This is a genomic window from Rhodanobacter glycinis (assembly GCF_006438785.1).
Classification (GTDB): Bacteria; Pseudomonadota; Gammaproteobacteria; order Xanthomonadales; family Rhodanobacteraceae; genus Rhodanobacter; species Rhodanobacter glycinis_A.
Window position 1 is genome coordinate 82,875 of the sequence record NZ_RCZB01000002.1, and the last position, 15,972, is coordinate 98,846.

14 protein-coding genes are annotated in these 15,972 nt (G+C 63.0%); 11 read left to right on the top strand and 3 right to left on the bottom strand.

Going from position 1 to position 15,972, the window contains the following annotated elements:
• Positions 1-42: 42 nt before the first annotated feature.
• Positions 43-630, bottom strand: a complete 588-nt coding sequence (locus EAH75_RS08475) for a TetR/AcrR family transcriptional regulator (RefSeq protein WP_140648210.1) — start codon at positions 628-630, stop codon at positions 43-45.
• A 112-nt stretch (positions 631-742) separates the two neighbouring features.
• Between EAH75_RS08475 and EAH75_RS08480 the strand changes: the two genes are divergently transcribed.
• From EAH75_RS08480 to EAH75_RS08530, 11 genes are all read left to right on the top strand, one after another.
• Entirely contained in the window at positions 743-1,396 is a 654-nt protein-coding gene (locus EAH75_RS08480; RefSeq protein ID WP_140805160.1) for a glutathione S-transferase family protein, read from the top strand.
• Positions 1,397-1,447: 51 nt separating this feature from the next.
• Positions 1,448-1,807, top strand: coding sequence for a hypothetical protein (locus tag EAH75_RS08485; protein WP_140805162.1), 360 nt, complete (start codon positions 1,448-1,450; stop codon positions 1,805-1,807).
• A 160-nt stretch (positions 1,808-1,967) separates the two neighbouring features.
• Positions 1,968-2,624: a thiopurine S-methyltransferase gene (locus EAH75_RS08490; RefSeq protein WP_140805164.1), complete on the top strand. Its 657-nt coding sequence runs from the start codon at positions 1,968-1,970 to the stop codon at positions 2,622-2,624.
• 287 nt (positions 2,625-2,911) lie between these two features.
• The gene (locus EAH75_RS08495; protein ID WP_140805166.1) at positions 2,912-5,845 is read left to right on the top strand and encodes a TonB-dependent receptor; all 2,934 of its coding nucleotides are present in this window, start codon (positions 2,912-2,914) and stop codon (positions 5,843-5,845) included.
• A gap of 204 nt (positions 5,846-6,049) precedes the next feature.
• Positions 6,050-8,692 carry a glycoside hydrolase family 3 protein gene (locus EAH75_RS08500; protein WP_241668922.1) on the top strand — a complete coding sequence of 881 codons (2,643 nt, stop codon included), beginning with the start codon at positions 6,050-6,052 and terminating at the stop codon, positions 8,690-8,692.
• A 54-nt stretch (positions 8,693-8,746) separates the two neighbouring features.
• On the top strand, positions 8,747-10,339 hold the full coding sequence (locus EAH75_RS08505; RefSeq protein WP_140805168.1) for a glycoside hydrolase family 30 protein: 1,593 nt from the start codon (positions 8,747-8,749) through the stop codon (positions 10,337-10,339).
• A 43-nt stretch (positions 10,340-10,382) separates the two neighbouring features.
• Entirely contained in the window at positions 10,383-11,759 is a 1,377-nt protein-coding gene (locus EAH75_RS08510) for an alkaline phosphatase family protein (RefSeq protein ID WP_206666209.1), read from the top strand.
• Positions 11,760-11,853: 94 nt separating this feature from the next.
• Entirely contained in the window at positions 11,854-12,795 is a 942-nt protein-coding gene (locus tag EAH75_RS08515) for a M14 family metallopeptidase (protein WP_140648216.1), read from the top strand.
• 264 nt (positions 12,796-13,059) lie between these two features.
• Positions 13,060-13,827 carry a hypothetical protein gene (locus EAH75_RS08520; protein ID WP_140648217.1) on the top strand — a complete coding sequence of 256 codons (768 nt, stop codon included), beginning with the start codon at positions 13,060-13,062 and terminating at the stop codon, positions 13,825-13,827.
• A 269-nt stretch (positions 13,828-14,096) separates the two neighbouring features.
• Positions 14,097-14,537 carry a hypothetical protein gene (locus tag EAH75_RS08525; RefSeq protein WP_140648218.1) on the top strand — a complete coding sequence of 147 codons (441 nt, stop codon included), beginning with the start codon at positions 14,097-14,099 and terminating at the stop codon, positions 14,535-14,537.
• Positions 14,538-14,638: 101 nt separating this feature from the next.
• Positions 14,639-14,896, top strand: coding sequence for a PH domain-containing protein (locus tag EAH75_RS08530; RefSeq protein WP_161596169.1), 258 nt, complete (start codon positions 14,639-14,641; stop codon positions 14,894-14,896).
• A 281-nt stretch (positions 14,897-15,177) separates the two neighbouring features.
• On the opposite strand, the gene EAH75_RS08535 is transcribed toward EAH75_RS08530, so the two are convergent.
• Positions 15,178-15,654: a nuclear transport factor 2 family protein gene (locus EAH75_RS08535; protein ID WP_140805170.1), complete on the bottom strand. Its 477-nt coding sequence runs from the start codon at positions 15,652-15,654 to the stop codon at positions 15,178-15,180.
• On the bottom strand, positions 15,651-15,914 hold the full coding sequence (locus tag EAH75_RS08540) for a hypothetical protein (protein WP_140648221.1): 264 nt from the start codon (positions 15,912-15,914) through the stop codon (positions 15,651-15,653). Before EAH75_RS08540 ends, EAH75_RS08535 begins: the two co-directional genes overlap by 4 nt.
• Positions 15,915-15,972 lie beyond the last annotated feature (58 nt).

A 15,972-nucleotide genomic window follows, 5' to 3' on the forward strand; every position in this document is an offset into this window, starting at 1 on the left:
GGCAGAGCGAGCTGACCCGTTTCCCGCCGGGTGGGGCAACCTCTATTCCACCTTCAACAGCGCCAGCGCCTGGTGCCGTGCCGATGCACGCAGCGATTTGCGCAGGCCCGGATCGTTGGTGGTGCGTGCCAGCACCATGCCACCCACGCACAGGGCCACCATCGTTTCGGCGCGCCGGCCGGCATCGCGGACGCCCTTGAGTGCCGTGCGGTAGATGTGGCCCATGCCGCGGATCAGGTCGGTATACGCCTGCTGCGGTTCCAGGCCGGCACGCGCCACGTCCGACGGCAGGGCATAAAGCGGGCAGTGCAGGTCGACGTTGTCCAGCACTTCGTCGCTCAGGTAGAGCTCCACCAGCATGCGGGCCAGCCCCTGCGGATCGCGGAGTTTCTGCGCGGCGTCAGCCGTCTGGATGGCGAACGGATTGCAGGTGACGAAGCTCGCCACGGCGGACGCATACAGTTCGTCCTTGCTGCGGAAGTGGTGGTAGAACGCGCCACGCGTCAAGCCGGCAGCGGCCATGATCTGGTCGAGGGTGACCTGTTCGAAACCGTGGCGATTGAACAGGCGGCGTGCTGACTCGACGATGCGGGCGCGTGTCTGGACGGCATGTTCGGGACTGTAGGGCATGGCGTGGCGACCTCCGGTTGTCAGATATAGCAGGCCCACAAAATATGTTCTTTAACATATTTTGCCGCTGCGTATGCTGCGTCACCGGTAACCCACAAACCGGAGAACGGACATGAAGATTTACTGGATCAAAGCGCAGGCGCCGCGCCGCGTGCTGGCGCTGGTCAAGCATCTCGGCATCGACGCGGAGTGCATCGAAGTCGATCTGCTGGCAGGCGGGCTGAAGCGTCCGTCGTATCTTGCGCTCAACCCCAACGGCAAGGCGCCGACGATGGTGGATGGCGATGTCACGCTGTGGGAATCGTCCGCGATCATGGCGTACCTCTGCACCAAGGCCGGTTCGGACATGTGGCCGGTGCAGCGGCCGGCCGAGCAGATCGAGATACTGCGCTGGCTGTCCTGGAGCGACAATCACTGGTCGCGCGCAGTCGGACCGTTCTACTTCGAGCATGTGATCAAGCCGGCCTTCCATCTCGGCGAAATGGACCGCTCGGAAATGACGGCGATGATGCCGGAGCTGAGGAAACTCGCCGCCGTGCTGGACAGCCATCTGCAGCAGCGCGATTTCGTGGCCTGCGACCGGCTCACGATTGCCGATTTCCAGCTGGCGTCCATGGCGTGCGAGTGGCGGCATGCGGAAATGCCGTTCGCCGATTACCCGCATGTCGCGCGCTGGCTCGATCGCCTGATGGACATTCCCGCCTGGGCCGATCCGTGGCCAGCGCAGGCGATCGGGCAGCAGGCACCGGCGTTCGCAACTGCCTGATTGCAGGATCATGGGCTGCAGGCCCGCCACCACTATTTCGGAGAATGAACCATGAAGAATTTCCTCGCTGTCTATACGGGCTCGGAGGCGTCGCTCAAGGCATCCGGATGGCATGAGCTTGATGAGGCAGAACAGCAGGCGCGACACCAGCAGGGAGTGGAAGCCTGGGGGCGCTGGGTGGAGGCCAACAAGGACGCCATCGTTGAAACGGGCGCCCCGTTGGGCAAGACCTTGCGCGTATCCAGGCATGGTGTCGAGAGCATCAGGAACGCATTGGCCGCGTTCACCATCGTGCGGGCCGATTCCCACGAAGCGGCCGCAAGGATGTTTGAAGGCCACCCGCATTTCACGATCTTTCCGGGCGATTCGGTCGAAGTCATGGAATGCCTGCCCCTGCCAGGGGGGAAGTGACGGTGTGATCGGGCGCCTGTCCTGTTCCTCTCCATCGAGGGGGCAGGACACTTCCGCGCCCGGGGCGACAGCAAGGCCGTCACCATGAAAGGGTGTCAGCATGACTTCCCGTCCGGCACGGCCCGGCACGTTTCGCTTTCACGCGCGCAGGAGACGCACCATGGACCCCGATTTCTGGCATCAACGCTGGCGCGAAGGCCGCACCGGTTTTCACCAGGACCGGCCGACGCCGCAACTGCTCAAGTTCTGGCCGACGCTGGCGCTGGCGCCGGGTAGCGAGGTGTTCGTGCCGCTGGCCGGCAAGTCGCTGGATCTCGTCTGGCTGGCAGCGCAGGGCCACCGCGTGCTGGGGGTGGAACTGTCGCCGCTGGCGATCGCGCAGTTCTTCGCCGAGCACGGCCTGACGCCGCAGGTGCACGACTCGCGCTACGGCAGCCACTACCGGGCCGGCGAGATCGAACTGATCTGCGGTGACGTCTTCGGCCTCGACGCCGACGTACTGGCCGATTGCGCGGCGGTGTACGACCGCGCTGCATTGATCGCGCTGCCGCCACCGCTGCGTCGTCGTTACGTGCGCGAGCTGCATGCGCTGCTCCCGGGCGGCTGCCGCGGCCTGCTGATCACGCTGGAATATCCGCAACACGAAAAGCAGGGCCCGCCATTCGCCGTGCCGGAAGCCGAGGTGCGCGAGCTGTATGGTCGCGACTGGCGCGTGGAAACACTGGAACGCCGCGACATCCTCGCGCAGCAGCCGGGGTTCGTCGCCGAAGGAGTGAGTGCGCTGGAGACGGTGGTGTATCGGCTATCGAAGAGATAGTGGGTCAGGGCCTGTCATCGCAACGGTGGCAGGGACGCAGCGGTTTCCAACCGCTGGCTGGAGCGGCCATAAGCGAATCCGAGGCAGGGGCTGGCTGAGCGTGCGCGAGAACCGGGCACGCACCAGCGCGAGGATCGTGCGTATCCGAAAAAGCAGGGCCACTTCACTCCGCCGCGCTTTCGATGGGCGCAAAATATTGCGCAAATGACATGCAGCACGCGTGTGCCTACCATGAGCTTCGACCGCCGCGAGACGGAACCGCAAGTAAGTCCTCTGGGGAAATAACCATGAATAGTCGTTGTCCGTCGCGGGCGTCCGTCGCGCATGTCACTTCACAGCACCTGCGTCCCTTGGCCGCCGCGTGCACTGCCGCATTGTTCTTCGTCATGACAAGCCAGATGGCTTCGGCGCAGGAGGCGGCGGACCAGACTCCGGCGAAACCCGCGACGACCGAGCAGGTGCCGGCCAAACAAGGCGTGAAGACACCCGAGGCACCCGGCAAGAAGTCCAAGTCTCCGGTGGCCGAACTCGGTACCGTCGTGGTGACCGGCATCAGCGGCAGTATCCAGAGCGCGCTGAAGGTGAAGGAGAACTCCGACAACATCGTCGAAGCCATCTCTGCGGAGGACATCGGCAAGCTGCCGGATGTCAGCATTGCCGACAGTCTGGCGCGATTGCCAGGGCTGGCGACGCAGCGGGTTGACGGCCAGGCCAGCGCCATCTCGGTCCGCGGTCTTTCACCGGACTTTGCCGGTACCACGCTCGATGGACGGGAGCAGGCGACCATCGGCGAGAACCGTGGCGTCGAATACGATCAATACCCGGCCGAGTTGATCAATGGCGCGGAGGTGTACAAGACGCCGGACGCCAGCCTGATTGGCCAGGGGTTGTCCGGCACGGTGGATCTGCACACCATCAATCCGCTGGATCTGTCCAAGCGCGCCCTCGTGTTCAATCTGCGCGGCGAGCACAACAGTAACGGCAACCTCAATCCCGGTACCGGCACGGGAGACAACGGGCACCGTGCGAGCTTCTCGTACGTCGATCAGTTCTTCAACCACACGCTGGGCCTCGCCATCGGCCTCGCACAAGTCGATCAGCCGATCCAGGAGAAGCAATACCAGGCCTGGTGGTGGAGCGCCGACAACGGCTCGGCGGGCATCGACAACCCCCAGAACTGGGGCGGACCGCACACGCCGGGCATGCCGGACAACGTGATTTCGCAGGAAGGCATGCAGTTGCGCGCGCAGTCGCAGGATCAGAAGCGCAACGGCTTGATGACCGTGCTCGAATGGGCGCCCAACGATCATTACTACTCCAAGCTCGACCTGTACTACTCCACCTTCAACAAAAAGAAATTCACCAACGGCGCGCAGTGGTCGAGCAGTCCCTACGACAACGTTTCCTACGACAACGTGGCGACCTCGCCCGGTCAGCCGTTGCCCATCGTCACCTCGGGCACGGTGAACGGCATCGCGCCGATCCTGCAGAACGAATACACCAAGGAACACGACAAGCTGTATTCGATAGGCTGGAACAACAAGCTCTACCTCGGCGACTGGACGGCCATGGCGGATCTGTCGTCCTCCAGCGCCACGGTGAAGCTGCACGATGCTTACCTGTTCAGCGGCTTGTCCGGTGGCGCCTTCACCAGCGTGGCGTTCAACACGCCGGCCGGCTTTGGTTATCCGGATTTCAGGCCGGCCGTCGACCTGAGCAACCCCGCTGCCATGGTCTTTACCGATCCGGACGGCTACGGCTACAACGGTCGTGAAGAGTTTGACCGCCAGGTCGACAAGATCCATGCCCTGCGCCTGCAGGTAAGCCATCCGGTGGGGTGGATTTTCAGCAGCATGGATCTCGGTCTGGCCTATTCGGATCGCACCAAGACCAAGCAGGCCGATGTCAACTTCGCCTGGCTGAACGGCAACGGCTCCACAGATACGACGTACCAGAACCACTTCAGCACGCCGATCAATTCGGCGTTTCTCTACAACCCGACATCACTGGGTTATGGCGGGATCCCGGGCGTTCTCAATTACAACGTGCTGGGTGCGTTGTACAACCAGTTTTACCTGACCCAGCAAAACGGGCAGGGCGACTGGAGTCGCAACTACACAGTCGAGGAAAAGGTTCCGCTCGCCTACGCCAAGTTCAATATCGACACGACGGTGGCCGGTATCCCGTTGCGCGGCAATGTCGGCGTGCAGTTCGTGCATACCGATCAATCGTCCAATGCACTGCAGACCGACGGCAATACGGTCGTTGGCAGGATTTCCGGTGGCGCGTCCTACAACAACGTGCTGCCGAGTCTGAATCTGGCAGCCACACTCGGCGACCGCCAATACCTGCGCTTCGGTCTGGCCAAGACCATGGCGCGTGGTCGCATCGATGACGAAAAAATTTCCAGTTCCGCCTATGTGGCGAAAGTCACCGATGGCCCCGCCGCGGGACAGGTGCTCTGGTCCGGTAGCGGCGGCAATCCCCAGTTGAAGCCTTACGTCGCGGTCGGCGCCGACCTGTCGTGGGAAAAATATTTCGGGCAGGCGAGTTACGTGGCGGCGGCGGTGTTCCACAAGAACCTGCTGAACTACATCTATACCCAGACCGTCCTCGACTACAACTTTTCGAACTACATCAACACCACGCCGACCCTGGTTCCCACCAGCAATATCGGCTCATTCAGCACGCCGGAAAACGGTACCGGCGGCAAGATGGACGGACTGGAGCTGTCCGGCTCGCTGGAGGGCGGATTGCTGGCACACGCGCTGGAAGGGTTCGGCGTGCAGGCCAACTATTCGCTGACCAACAGCTCGATCCCGACCAGCTCCATTTCATCGATTCCCGGCGGCCCCAAGACCCTGCCTGGCCTGTCGCGACAGGTGGCGAATCTGACCCTGTTCTACGAACGGTATGGTTTCTCCGTGCGTGTGGCCGAACGCTATCGCTCGTCGTTTACCGGTGAGGCTGTGGCCCTATTCGATCAGCTCGGCTACACCAAGATCCTGGCCAACCGTCAAACCGACCTGCAGTTGGGCTATGCATTCTCCAGTGGCAGCCTGGACGGGTTGTCGATCCTGTTGCAGGTCAACAACCTGAGCAACTCGGCGGATTCGACGGTGCAGATCGCCACGCTCCCCAACAACGTTCCGCTTACCCGTCCGTTGGAATACGACACCTGGGGGCGCACCGTGCTGCTTGGTTTCAACTACAAGTTGTAGCCCAAGCAGCAGGCAACGAGGCGCCGCACTACGGCGCCCTTGCTCGCCCGGTGTGAGGTCAGGCGTGTGTTTCACATCCCGGCAGGCCTGTGCCGTAGTAGCCGTGCGCTCTAGAAGTGTGATGTCGGTGCAGTTCGCGTGCCTCGGTGGAAACCACACGCCTGTAAAGTGTCAGGCGAATGCTCCAGACAAACGAGGCTCCCCATGGTTCGTTCCCGATGGTTGCGGTTGGTATGTGCAGTGCTGGCGATGCTGGCGACGGTAGACTGCGCGGGCGCCGTGCTGGCCGCTGACGTGGCAGCCGCGAAAGACGCCCAGGCTTCGGTGGCATCCTCCTCCAGTCATCGCATACCGGCGCCGACCCACTACACGGACTGGCCGGCGGTCGAGAGCCGGCTGGCCACCGATCCCGCGCTGGAAGCGCGCGTGCGGAAAATCGTGGCGAGCATGAGTCTCGCCCAGAAAATCGGCCAGATGACGCAGGCCGAGATCAAGTCGATCACGCCGGCCGAGGTGACGAAATTCTATGTTGGCTCGGTACTCAATGGTGGCGGTTCCTGGCCGGATGGAAACAAGCACGCCGGGATCGCGGAATGGCTGGCGTTGTCCGACCGTTATTACGATGCGTCGATGGCGACCGACGCGGCGATCAGGCTGCCGATCATCTGGGGCATCGACGCCGTGCACGGGGACAACAATGTCTTCGGCGCCACGCTGTTTCCGCACAACATCGGCCTGGGTGCGGCGCACGACCCGGCCTTGATCGAGGAGATTGGCGCGGCCACCGCCAGGGCGGTACGTGCTACCGGCGTCGAATGGGTGTTCGCCCCGACCCTCGCCGTTGCGCAGAACGCCCGCTGGGGCCGCACCTACGAAAGTTTTTCCACCGACGGTCCGCTGGTGCGCGCGTATGCGCGCGCCTACGTGGCAGGACTGCAGGGCGACTTTGACGACCACCATGTGATGGCGACCGCCAAGCATTTCATTGGCGACGGCGCGACGCAGAACGGAACGGATCAGGGCAACGCCAAGGTCAGCCTGCACGACATGATCAACGTGCATGGATCGGGTTACTTCGGCGCGCTCGAAGCCGGCGTGCAGAGCGTGATGGCGTCCTACAGCAGCTGGGATGATGTAGGTACAGGCACCAACTACGGAAAGATGTCAGGTGCGCGCGCGCTGTTGACGGATGCGCTGAAGGACAAGATGGGCTTCGATGGCTTTGTCGTTTCCGACTGGAACGCCATCGGTCAGTTGCCGGGCTGCACGAATGCCAGTTGCCCGCAGGCGATCAATGCCGGCATCGACATGGTGATGGTGCCCGATGACTGGAAGGCCTTCATCGCGAACACCACCCGCCAGGTCGAGCACGGCGAGATTCCGATGGTGCGCATTGACGATGCCGTCAGCCGGATCGTTCGTGCCAAGTTGCGCATGGGGCTGTTCGGCACGCGGCCTTCGAAACGGACAGGGGCCGGCGACGCCAGGTCATTGCAGAGCCGCGCGCTGGCGCGGCGCGCCGTGCGCGAATCGCTGGTCCTGTTGAAGAACAACCGCGACGTGTTGCCGTTGAAACCAGGGTCGAAAATTCTGGTCGTGGGAAAGAATGCGGACAGCCTGCCCAACCAAGCCGGGGGCTGGTCGTCGACGTGGCAGGGCACGGGCAACAGCAATGCGGATTTCCCCAACGGTGACACGATCCTGGCCGGGCTGCGCCACGCCGATGGCGCGGCGAATGTCACTTACAGCGAAACGGCGCAGGGCGTGGATCTCAAGTCCTTCGATGCCATCGTGGCGGTGATTGGCGAGACGCCTTACGCGGAGACCATGGGCGACATCATGCCGTCGGCAACGCTGCGGCATAGCGATCGCTATCCGGAGGATCTGGCCGTGTTGCAAACGGTGGCCAAGGGCAACAAGCCCGTCGTCGTCGTGTTCATGGCGGGGCGTCCGCTTTACGTCAACAATCTGCTCAATCTCTCCGACGCCTTCGTGGCCGCCTGGCTGCCCGGCACCGAAGGTGCGGGCGTGGCCGACGTGCTGTTAGCGGGCCACTCCGGCGCAGGCCCCTACAATTTCAGCGGGACACTCGCGATGCCGTGGCCGGGTGTGCCCTGTCCCGACGCGGGCGGCAGCAGCGCCAAGGCGACGCGCTGGCTGTTCGCGCCCGGCTACGGGCTGCGCTATCCCAGCAAGCACGAGGTGGCCACGCTGCCCACCGATCCCGCCGTCGACGCGTGCGCCGATGCAGCGGTGCTGTCGGTGTTTCACACGCTTGCGGTGCCGCCGTTCTCGCTCTACCTGGACGATGCGAACCCGCAGCATCCTGCGCATGACATCGGTGCCGATCTGAACGCCGTCATCGAGTGGCCAAGTAGTCATCCGGTGCTGCGTTTGCGCACGGTTCAAGTCAACACCCAGCAGGACGCCAAATCCGTCACCTGGCTCGGCGCCGGCCGATTCTTTGCGCGCAGTCCGCAACCAAGGAACCTGATGCCGCTGGTCTCCACCCATGCGGCCTTGCAGTTCGATGTGGTGATCGCCACACCCGCCAAAGGGCCGGTGAAGGTGTACATCGGGTGCGGTCAGCACTGCACGACAAGTGTCGACCTTGCGCATACCTTCACCACCTATGCGAACGGCGCCCGCCACACCGTGTCGATTCCGCTGGCGTGCTTCATCAAGACCGGTGCCGATAACAGGCGCACCGACCTCTCGCACGTCGATGTTCCGTTCGGTGTGCTGGCGTCGCCGCCGTTTTCCGCTGCGTTTGCCGACGTGAAAATCGTCGCGGGTACGGCGGCTGGGCGCGCTGACTTGCCATGCGCAAGCCTGGGCGCTCCGTGATCGTGGGGTTGTCGCAAGTGCATTGCCACGTGTGCGATGGGCTGTGTGTGCACCATGGATGAGCGCAAAGGTGTTTCCAGCTGGATGGCCATCTCATCCATCGTTTTGATTACCCTGCTCGCACTGACGGCCCTTCATGTATCGCGCCGCCAGCATCCCGCAATAAAGCCCAGAGTTATCCCGACGCATCCGATGAGGCCCGCCGTCCAGCTGTGGCTGAGCACGGCTGATCGCCGATTGCGCCTGGCACATCAGCCCGACATCGAGATGAGCGCGCATGAGGCGCTGCCGGTCGAGGTGGTCATCGACGTCAACAAGACCTATCAATCCATCGTCGGCTTCGGGGCAGCGCTGACGGACTCGTCGGCGTGGTTGATCCAGAACAGGCTGAATGAGCAGCAGCGCAATGCGCTGTTGCACGAACTGTTTGGGCCGCCGCCCAACCTCAATCTGAACATGACGCGCCTGACCATCGGCGCCTCGGATTTTTCGCTGCGGCCGTACACCCTGGATGATCTTCCCGTCGGCGAAGTCGATCCGCAATTGCTGCATTTCAACGTCACGTTCAATTTGCATGACGTGATACCGACCGTACGCGAGGTCTTGGCCATCAATCCACAGCTGCGCATCATCGCGTCGCCATGGAGCGCACCGGCGTGGATGAAGACCAGCGCAAACCTGATTGGCGGGGAGTTGCTGGAACAGTTCGAAGGCACGTACGCGAACTATCTCGTCAAGTACCTCGACACCTACCGCGGGTACGGCATCCCCATCTTTGCCTTGACCTTGCAAAACGAGCCGGGCTTTGTGCCCGTGACCTACCCGGGGATGGAAGTGCCTGCATCCACGCGGGAGCGCCTCATCGCGCAGTATCTTGGTCCGGCGTTGGCGAGTCGTGAGCCGAAAACACGCATTCTTGGTTGGGACCACAACTGGGACGAACCCGAGCAACCCTTGAGCGTATTGGCCAACCCCGATGTTGCGCGCTATATCGCCGGTATTGCCTGGCACTGCTACCGAGGCAGCCCGTATGCGCAGAGCCAGGTGCATCGTGCGTTCCCCAGGAAGGATACCTACATCACCGAGTGTTCCGGTGGCGACTGGCCGTCCAGCAAGAACGGTGAGTTGCTCTGGTTTACGCGGGACCTGCTGCTCGCCGGGCTGAGGCACTGGGCGCGCGGGATCGTCTATTGGAACCTGGCACTCGACGAGCACTATGGTCCGCACTTCGGTGGATGCGACACCTGCAAGGGCGTGGTCACGATTGACTCACGCACGGGTGAGGTGAGCCGCAACGATGAGTACTACGCGTTCGCACACTTCAGTCGATTTGTCCTGCCCGGTGCCGTCCGGGTGGGATCCAGCGAAACCGACAAGGGCATCGACAATGTGGCGTTCCAGAATGCCGCTGGCGGATCGATCGTTCTGGTGATGGTAAACAGCCATGCGGAGGCGCACCGCGTTTCCGTGAAGCAGGATCAAGCCAGTTTCCAATACACGTTGCCACCACAGAGCGTGGCGACTTTCGTGTGGAACCCGGATCAGACAAGCAAACGCATGGATGCGACGAATTCACCACAGGTCAAAAAATCGCCCGGCACCACGGCCACCAGCGCGACGATCGGCGGGCGCAAGGTGGCCCAGTGATGCGGCGCTCTCACCGGCATCTTTTCTCCATAGACGGAATCGCATGATGCGCACAACCTTCCATTGGCTTCGAAACGTCGTGGCCGCGGTGCTGCTCTTTATGGGCAGCGCCGCGCTTCCTCTTTGCGTACAGGCGGCGCCCGCCGCGCAGGGTCCGAAGGTCATTGTCATCAGTCTGGACGCCTTTGGCGCGGCCAGCCTGCATGAGCCGCTGCTGCCCGCGCCAACGCTGCAGGCGCTGATGCAGCGCGGTGTCCATGCGGTTTCCATGCAGCCGATCAACCCCACCGTCACCTGGCCGAACCACACCGCCATGGTCACCGGCGTCAACGCGAGCCGGCATCACGTGCTGGTCAACGGGCTCATCGTCAACCAACGCACCGCCACGCCGCCCGGTATCGACATGGGGGTGCCGAAGTCCCGGCTGGTCGCCGTCCCCACCGTATACGACGCCGCGCACCGGGCGGGTCTCACGACGGCGCAGGTGGACTGGGTCGCGATCGAAGGCGCACCGGGCATCGACTGGCAATTCGCCGAGCACCCTCGCCCCGATGGCGCCATCGAACAGGATCTCGTGCGGCAAGGCGTCGTCACCCGCGATCAACTCGTGCAGTTCGGCAAGTCATCCCAGGCGTGGCGCGATCGCATCTACACCCGCGCGGCCATCGACATCATCCAGCAGCATCACCCCGACCTGCTGTTGCTGCATTTGCTGGCACTCGACAGCATCGAGCACGAGACGGGCTTCGGCAACAACTCGGGGCGCAACACGATCGCCTTTCTCGATGACCGCGTAAAGGATGTCATCGACGCGGTACGTGCCGCCGGCGACTTCGACCGCACGACCTTCATCATCGTCTCCGACCACGGTCAGCGGAGCGTTCATCAGCTATTGCACCCCGATGTTTTGCTCAAGCAGGCTGGCCTGCAGGCAGTCTCGGCGAGCCAGCCCAGTTTCAGCGTGCCGGATGATGGTTTCGCCTTGGTCTTCCAGCAGCACGCCACGAAAGCTTCGATCAAGGCACTGAAGTCGCTCTTCGTGGGCACGCCCGGCATCCGCTCGGTACTGACCCCTGCCGAGGCGGCGAAAGAAGGCTGGCCTGTACCGGCCCAGAGCGATCAAGCGCCCGATCTGCTGCTCTACGCAGCAGACGGCTACGCCTTCAAGAAGGGTGACACGGGAGACTATGTGACGCCGACCAATGAAATCGGGGCCCACGGCTATCCCAACTCCGACCCGCTCATGCAGGGCATCTTCATCGCGGCAGGCTTCGGCATTCGGCCCAGGGGTGAAATTCCGGCCTTTCCCAATCTCGACATTGCACCCACGATTGCGCAGCTCCTGCACATACCTCTCGGCAAAGTCCAGGGCAGGCCGCTGACGGACATTCTGGAATCGCCGGGCCACGTGAGCGAGTAGGCAGGTGAGCTGAAGGTTGGTGCATCGCGGCGGCCGTCGTTTCAGACCGGTGTTAAAGTCGCAGGCTCGATATCCAAGCAGAGCGAGCCACGTGATGAGCAGCCACGCACCCTATCCGATTGGTACATCCGGACGTCCCTGGGGCGAGTCGGAAAGGGCTGAATGGCTGTCACAACAAAAGATCCGGCGTAGCTACGCGGCCGACGTGCTGAGCGTGATCGAAACGCTGCGCGCGCGCTTCGATGTGTCGGAGTACGGCCGGCTGGATTACGCGCCCCACAACTACCCGCTGTTTGCGATCAAGAGCCGCGACTGGCGCGACGAGCTACCCATCGCGCTGGTGACCGGTGGCGTGCATGGTTATGAAACCAGTGGCGTGCACGGAGCGCTGCGGTTCGTCGGCCAGCATGCGGCGGACTATGCGGGGCGAGCCAACCTGGTCGTCGTGCCGTGCGTCAGTCCGTGGGCCTACGAGCGGATTCATCGCTGGAACGCGGCTGCGCTCGACCCGAACCGCTCGTTTCGCGAGAACAGCCCGGCGCAGGAGTCGGTCGCGCTGATGCGCCTGGTCGCGCCAATTCGCGATCGCGTGCTGGTGCATATCGATCTGCATGAAACCACCGACAGCGACGAGTCCGAATTCCGCCCGGCGCTGGCCGCCCGCGATGGCGTGGCCTATGAGCCCGGTGAAATCCCCGACGGTTTCTACCTGGTCGACGACAGCGCGCATCCGCAACCGGCGTTCCAGCAGGCGGTGATCGCGGCGGTGGCGAAAGTCACCCACATCGCTCCCGCCGACAGCCAGGGCGAGATCATCGGTTCGCCCGTGGTGGCGGCGGGTGTCATCGAATACGCGCTCAATCAGCTAGGCCTCTGCGCCGGCATCACCAGCGCGCCGTACAAGACCACCACCGAGGTCTATCCCGACAGTCCGCGGGCCACGCCCGAACAATGCAACGCCGCGCAAGTGGCGGCCGTTTGTGCGGCGATCGATTTCGCGCTGGCCCACCCTGCGAAGGCTTCTGTCGGGCAGTAGCGAAACAGGGGTGGCCGGTTTGCATGGGTCGCGCACGCATGCCTCGTCGAGGGGCACTATCGCGCGTGCCGCGACTGCAGGACACTCGCGCTCGGTAGCTGGGGGACACGAACGGCTTCGATGCGGTTGCGAAGCAGGGGCGATGGCAGCGCGGGGATGATGAGACGCTGTCGTTGAAGGCTTCGGGCCGGTTCGCGCTATCCAGCACGAGGGGAGCGCGGTGTGCTGCGCGCATGTGGACGGCTTTGACAGACAGGTGAACCCATGAACGCACCGGTTGCCGCCATCAGGGCGGGCGTTGTCGAGGGGCGGTATTTCTACGTGTGGATGGCGACAGTCTTCGTGCTGGTCGCGTTTGGCGGCTTCGTGCCCACGTATTGGGCGCCGGTGGTGACGCACCGGTTTCATGCGCCGCCGGTGGTGCATATCCACGGCATCCTGATGTTCACCTGGACCTGCTTCTACTTCGTGCAGACGGCACTCGTGGCGACCCGTCGCACGCTGGACCACCGCGCCTGGGGCCTGGCCGGCATCGCTCTGTTCAGCACCATTGCGTGCATGATCCTGGTCGGTGAAATGGCCGTGCTGAAGCGCGACGAAGCGCGAGGCATGGGCGAGGCGGCGCAGCATTTCGCCGCAGTCACGCTGTGCGCGTGGCCATTGATGGTGGGGATGTTCACGCTGGCCATCGTCAACATCCGTCGCCCCGAGGTGCACAAGCGCCTGATGACGCTGTTGATGATCGGCATGATGACGCCGGCGATCGCGCGCGTGTTCCTCACCCTGCTGGCACCGCCCGGCGCCGCGGCAGGCGGACCGCCGCCGCCGTTCGTGTCGATACCGCCGGCACTGGTGGCCGACCTGTTGCTGGTCGTGGCGATGGTGCGCGACTGGCGCATCTTCGGCCGCCCGCACCGCGTCTATGTCATCGGCGGCCTGGCGCTGCTGGCCCAGCAACTGCTGACCGTGCCGTTTGCCGCCACGCCGACATGGATGGCCATCGTGCATGCGTTCGAAAGTCTGGCGGGCTGAGGTTGGGGTGGAACAAAGCGGAGTCAAAACAACCGCTGGTGTTCGCCAGTTCGGCTAACACCGATCCCTTTGACTCTTTAAATTTGCTGTATGACTGGCTTTCGTGACAAATTGCGAGTGTAGTAGGGTGGAAAAGGGACCCGCTGCAGGTGAGCGATAACGCAGAGCCGCGGCTGGGTAAGGGGCTTGCCGTTTGATTCCGACGTGCCCCGGAGCAAAGCGAACGCGATCGATGGAGGTGGACCATGTTTCGAGGAAGAGTTGTTTGCTTGGCACTGCTGGCTTTGACTGCTGCGAATACTTCTCTGGCCCAGCAGCAGCAAAATGAGGATACCCACGAGGCACAGATGCAACAGGCGGCGCAGGGGTACAGCCGGAGCGAAGCTGCTGGAAATGCATGGGAACGCGGCTACGACCAACGCTCCGTCAAGGCGATGGCCGATCTGCCCAAGGTGCGGGCGCATCTGACCCAGGTGTGGCAGCATTTCGGCATGTCTGCGAAAGGTGCCGAGATGGTTGCATCAGGCTATCGGGTCAGCGATGCCGATCTCAATCGCGCCGCATCGCTGTCTGGCAAGAGCGAGGATCAGATTGCGTCCATGCTTCAATCCGCACTCAGCACCAAGAACTACGCTTTGGCCGACCAGCTGATGCTCAACTATGAGAAAAAAAGGATGGGGTCCACGGCGGTGACGTCGGCAGGACAGTAGCAATGAGCTTGAGCCCGTGGCTGGCACCAGAACACGTAAAACAAATCAGGGATGAAGGTTGAGGTTGTTCCAGCCTGAGTACCGCGACCACTACTCAGCCCGTGCAGGTCGAGCGCGGGCTGTTCTCCAAGGTGAAGGACAACCTTGAACTGTCCCGGGTCGACCACTTTGATGTGTTGAAGCCGCTCGGCATGCGGCTGCTGGGCCAGTGCCAGGTGCATCTCCACTCATCTGACCAGGGCATGTCGTCGGTCTACCTATACGGCATTCCCGGGCTTGAAGGCATGGCGGACACGCTCCGCGATTGCTCACTGCGTGAACGTGCGCGCCGCCGTGTGTTGCCGGTGGAACAGATGTAGCAAGAGCGTCCGGAATCGCATGCCTGCCTTGACGTTGCGGTGCAGGTGCGAGCCCGTATCTTTCACGCAAGTCATCAAGCCGATGTCGATGCCATGAACGCCAGATCACTCGATGTGTTGCATGTCGATGGCTGGTTCCACGACGAGGAGTACGACATGTTGCGGCTCGATGCGCTCGCCCAACATGGGCGTAGGCTGCTTAGCCGCCGAAGCATTCCGCATGGATGAAGTCGATGCCGAGGGTCCCCTTCGCCATTGCCGGTGAGGCGTGAGATCGGCACTCAGCTTTCGCAGCCCCAGGTGCGCACCGACCAGGTGACGTTCTGGATTTTCCAGCGGCCCTCGTCGCGCACGAGGTCGAAGCGCTGGAAACCGCAGTGCCCCAGCTTACCGTCGATCGAGAACGTATAGCGTCCGCTGACCGTGGCCATCGCTCCTTCGATCTCGACTTTGGGATCGGGCATCCGTTCCTCGTATCGCTCGGGGCCGGGATCCGATCCGGCATAGGCGTTCCAGTCGGCATTGCGGATGGTGACGGTGCCGTCCGCCTTCTCCATCACCGCCGTTGCCGTGCCGACCGGACGCATCTGGGCGAGCACGGCACGCTTGTCGCGCGCCGATATGCCAGCGAGCGCCGCGTGGACGCTGGCGATGGCCGCCGCCTTGTCCGCGTCGGGCGAGGGAAGGATGGCGGCCTTTTGCATCGGTTGCGCCGTGGCGGCCTCGGTGGCGACCGCAAGGAGAAGGACAAGCATCATGGGTTTGTCTCCAGCGATGTCGTCACAGTCTGCATCTTTCGGAGGCGGTCGGGAAGGTTGTCGCAAATGCCGGTCTGGCCGGCATCGGCGGGTGCGGGCGGATTCACGCCTTCGACAGACGGCTGTATCCCCACCTCGCTGCTCTGCGCAATCTGAAGTGCCGGCAGCGCCGCGATCTCCGCTTCGGTAAACGGCCTTTGGCGGTAACGCTCGGCAAATGCATGACGGGCTGGATCGAGTTCAATCGGCAGCGTGGTCATCGCGGCAATTTCCTGTGGCAGACAGAAGAAAAAGCGGGCAGGAACCCACGGTCGAAAA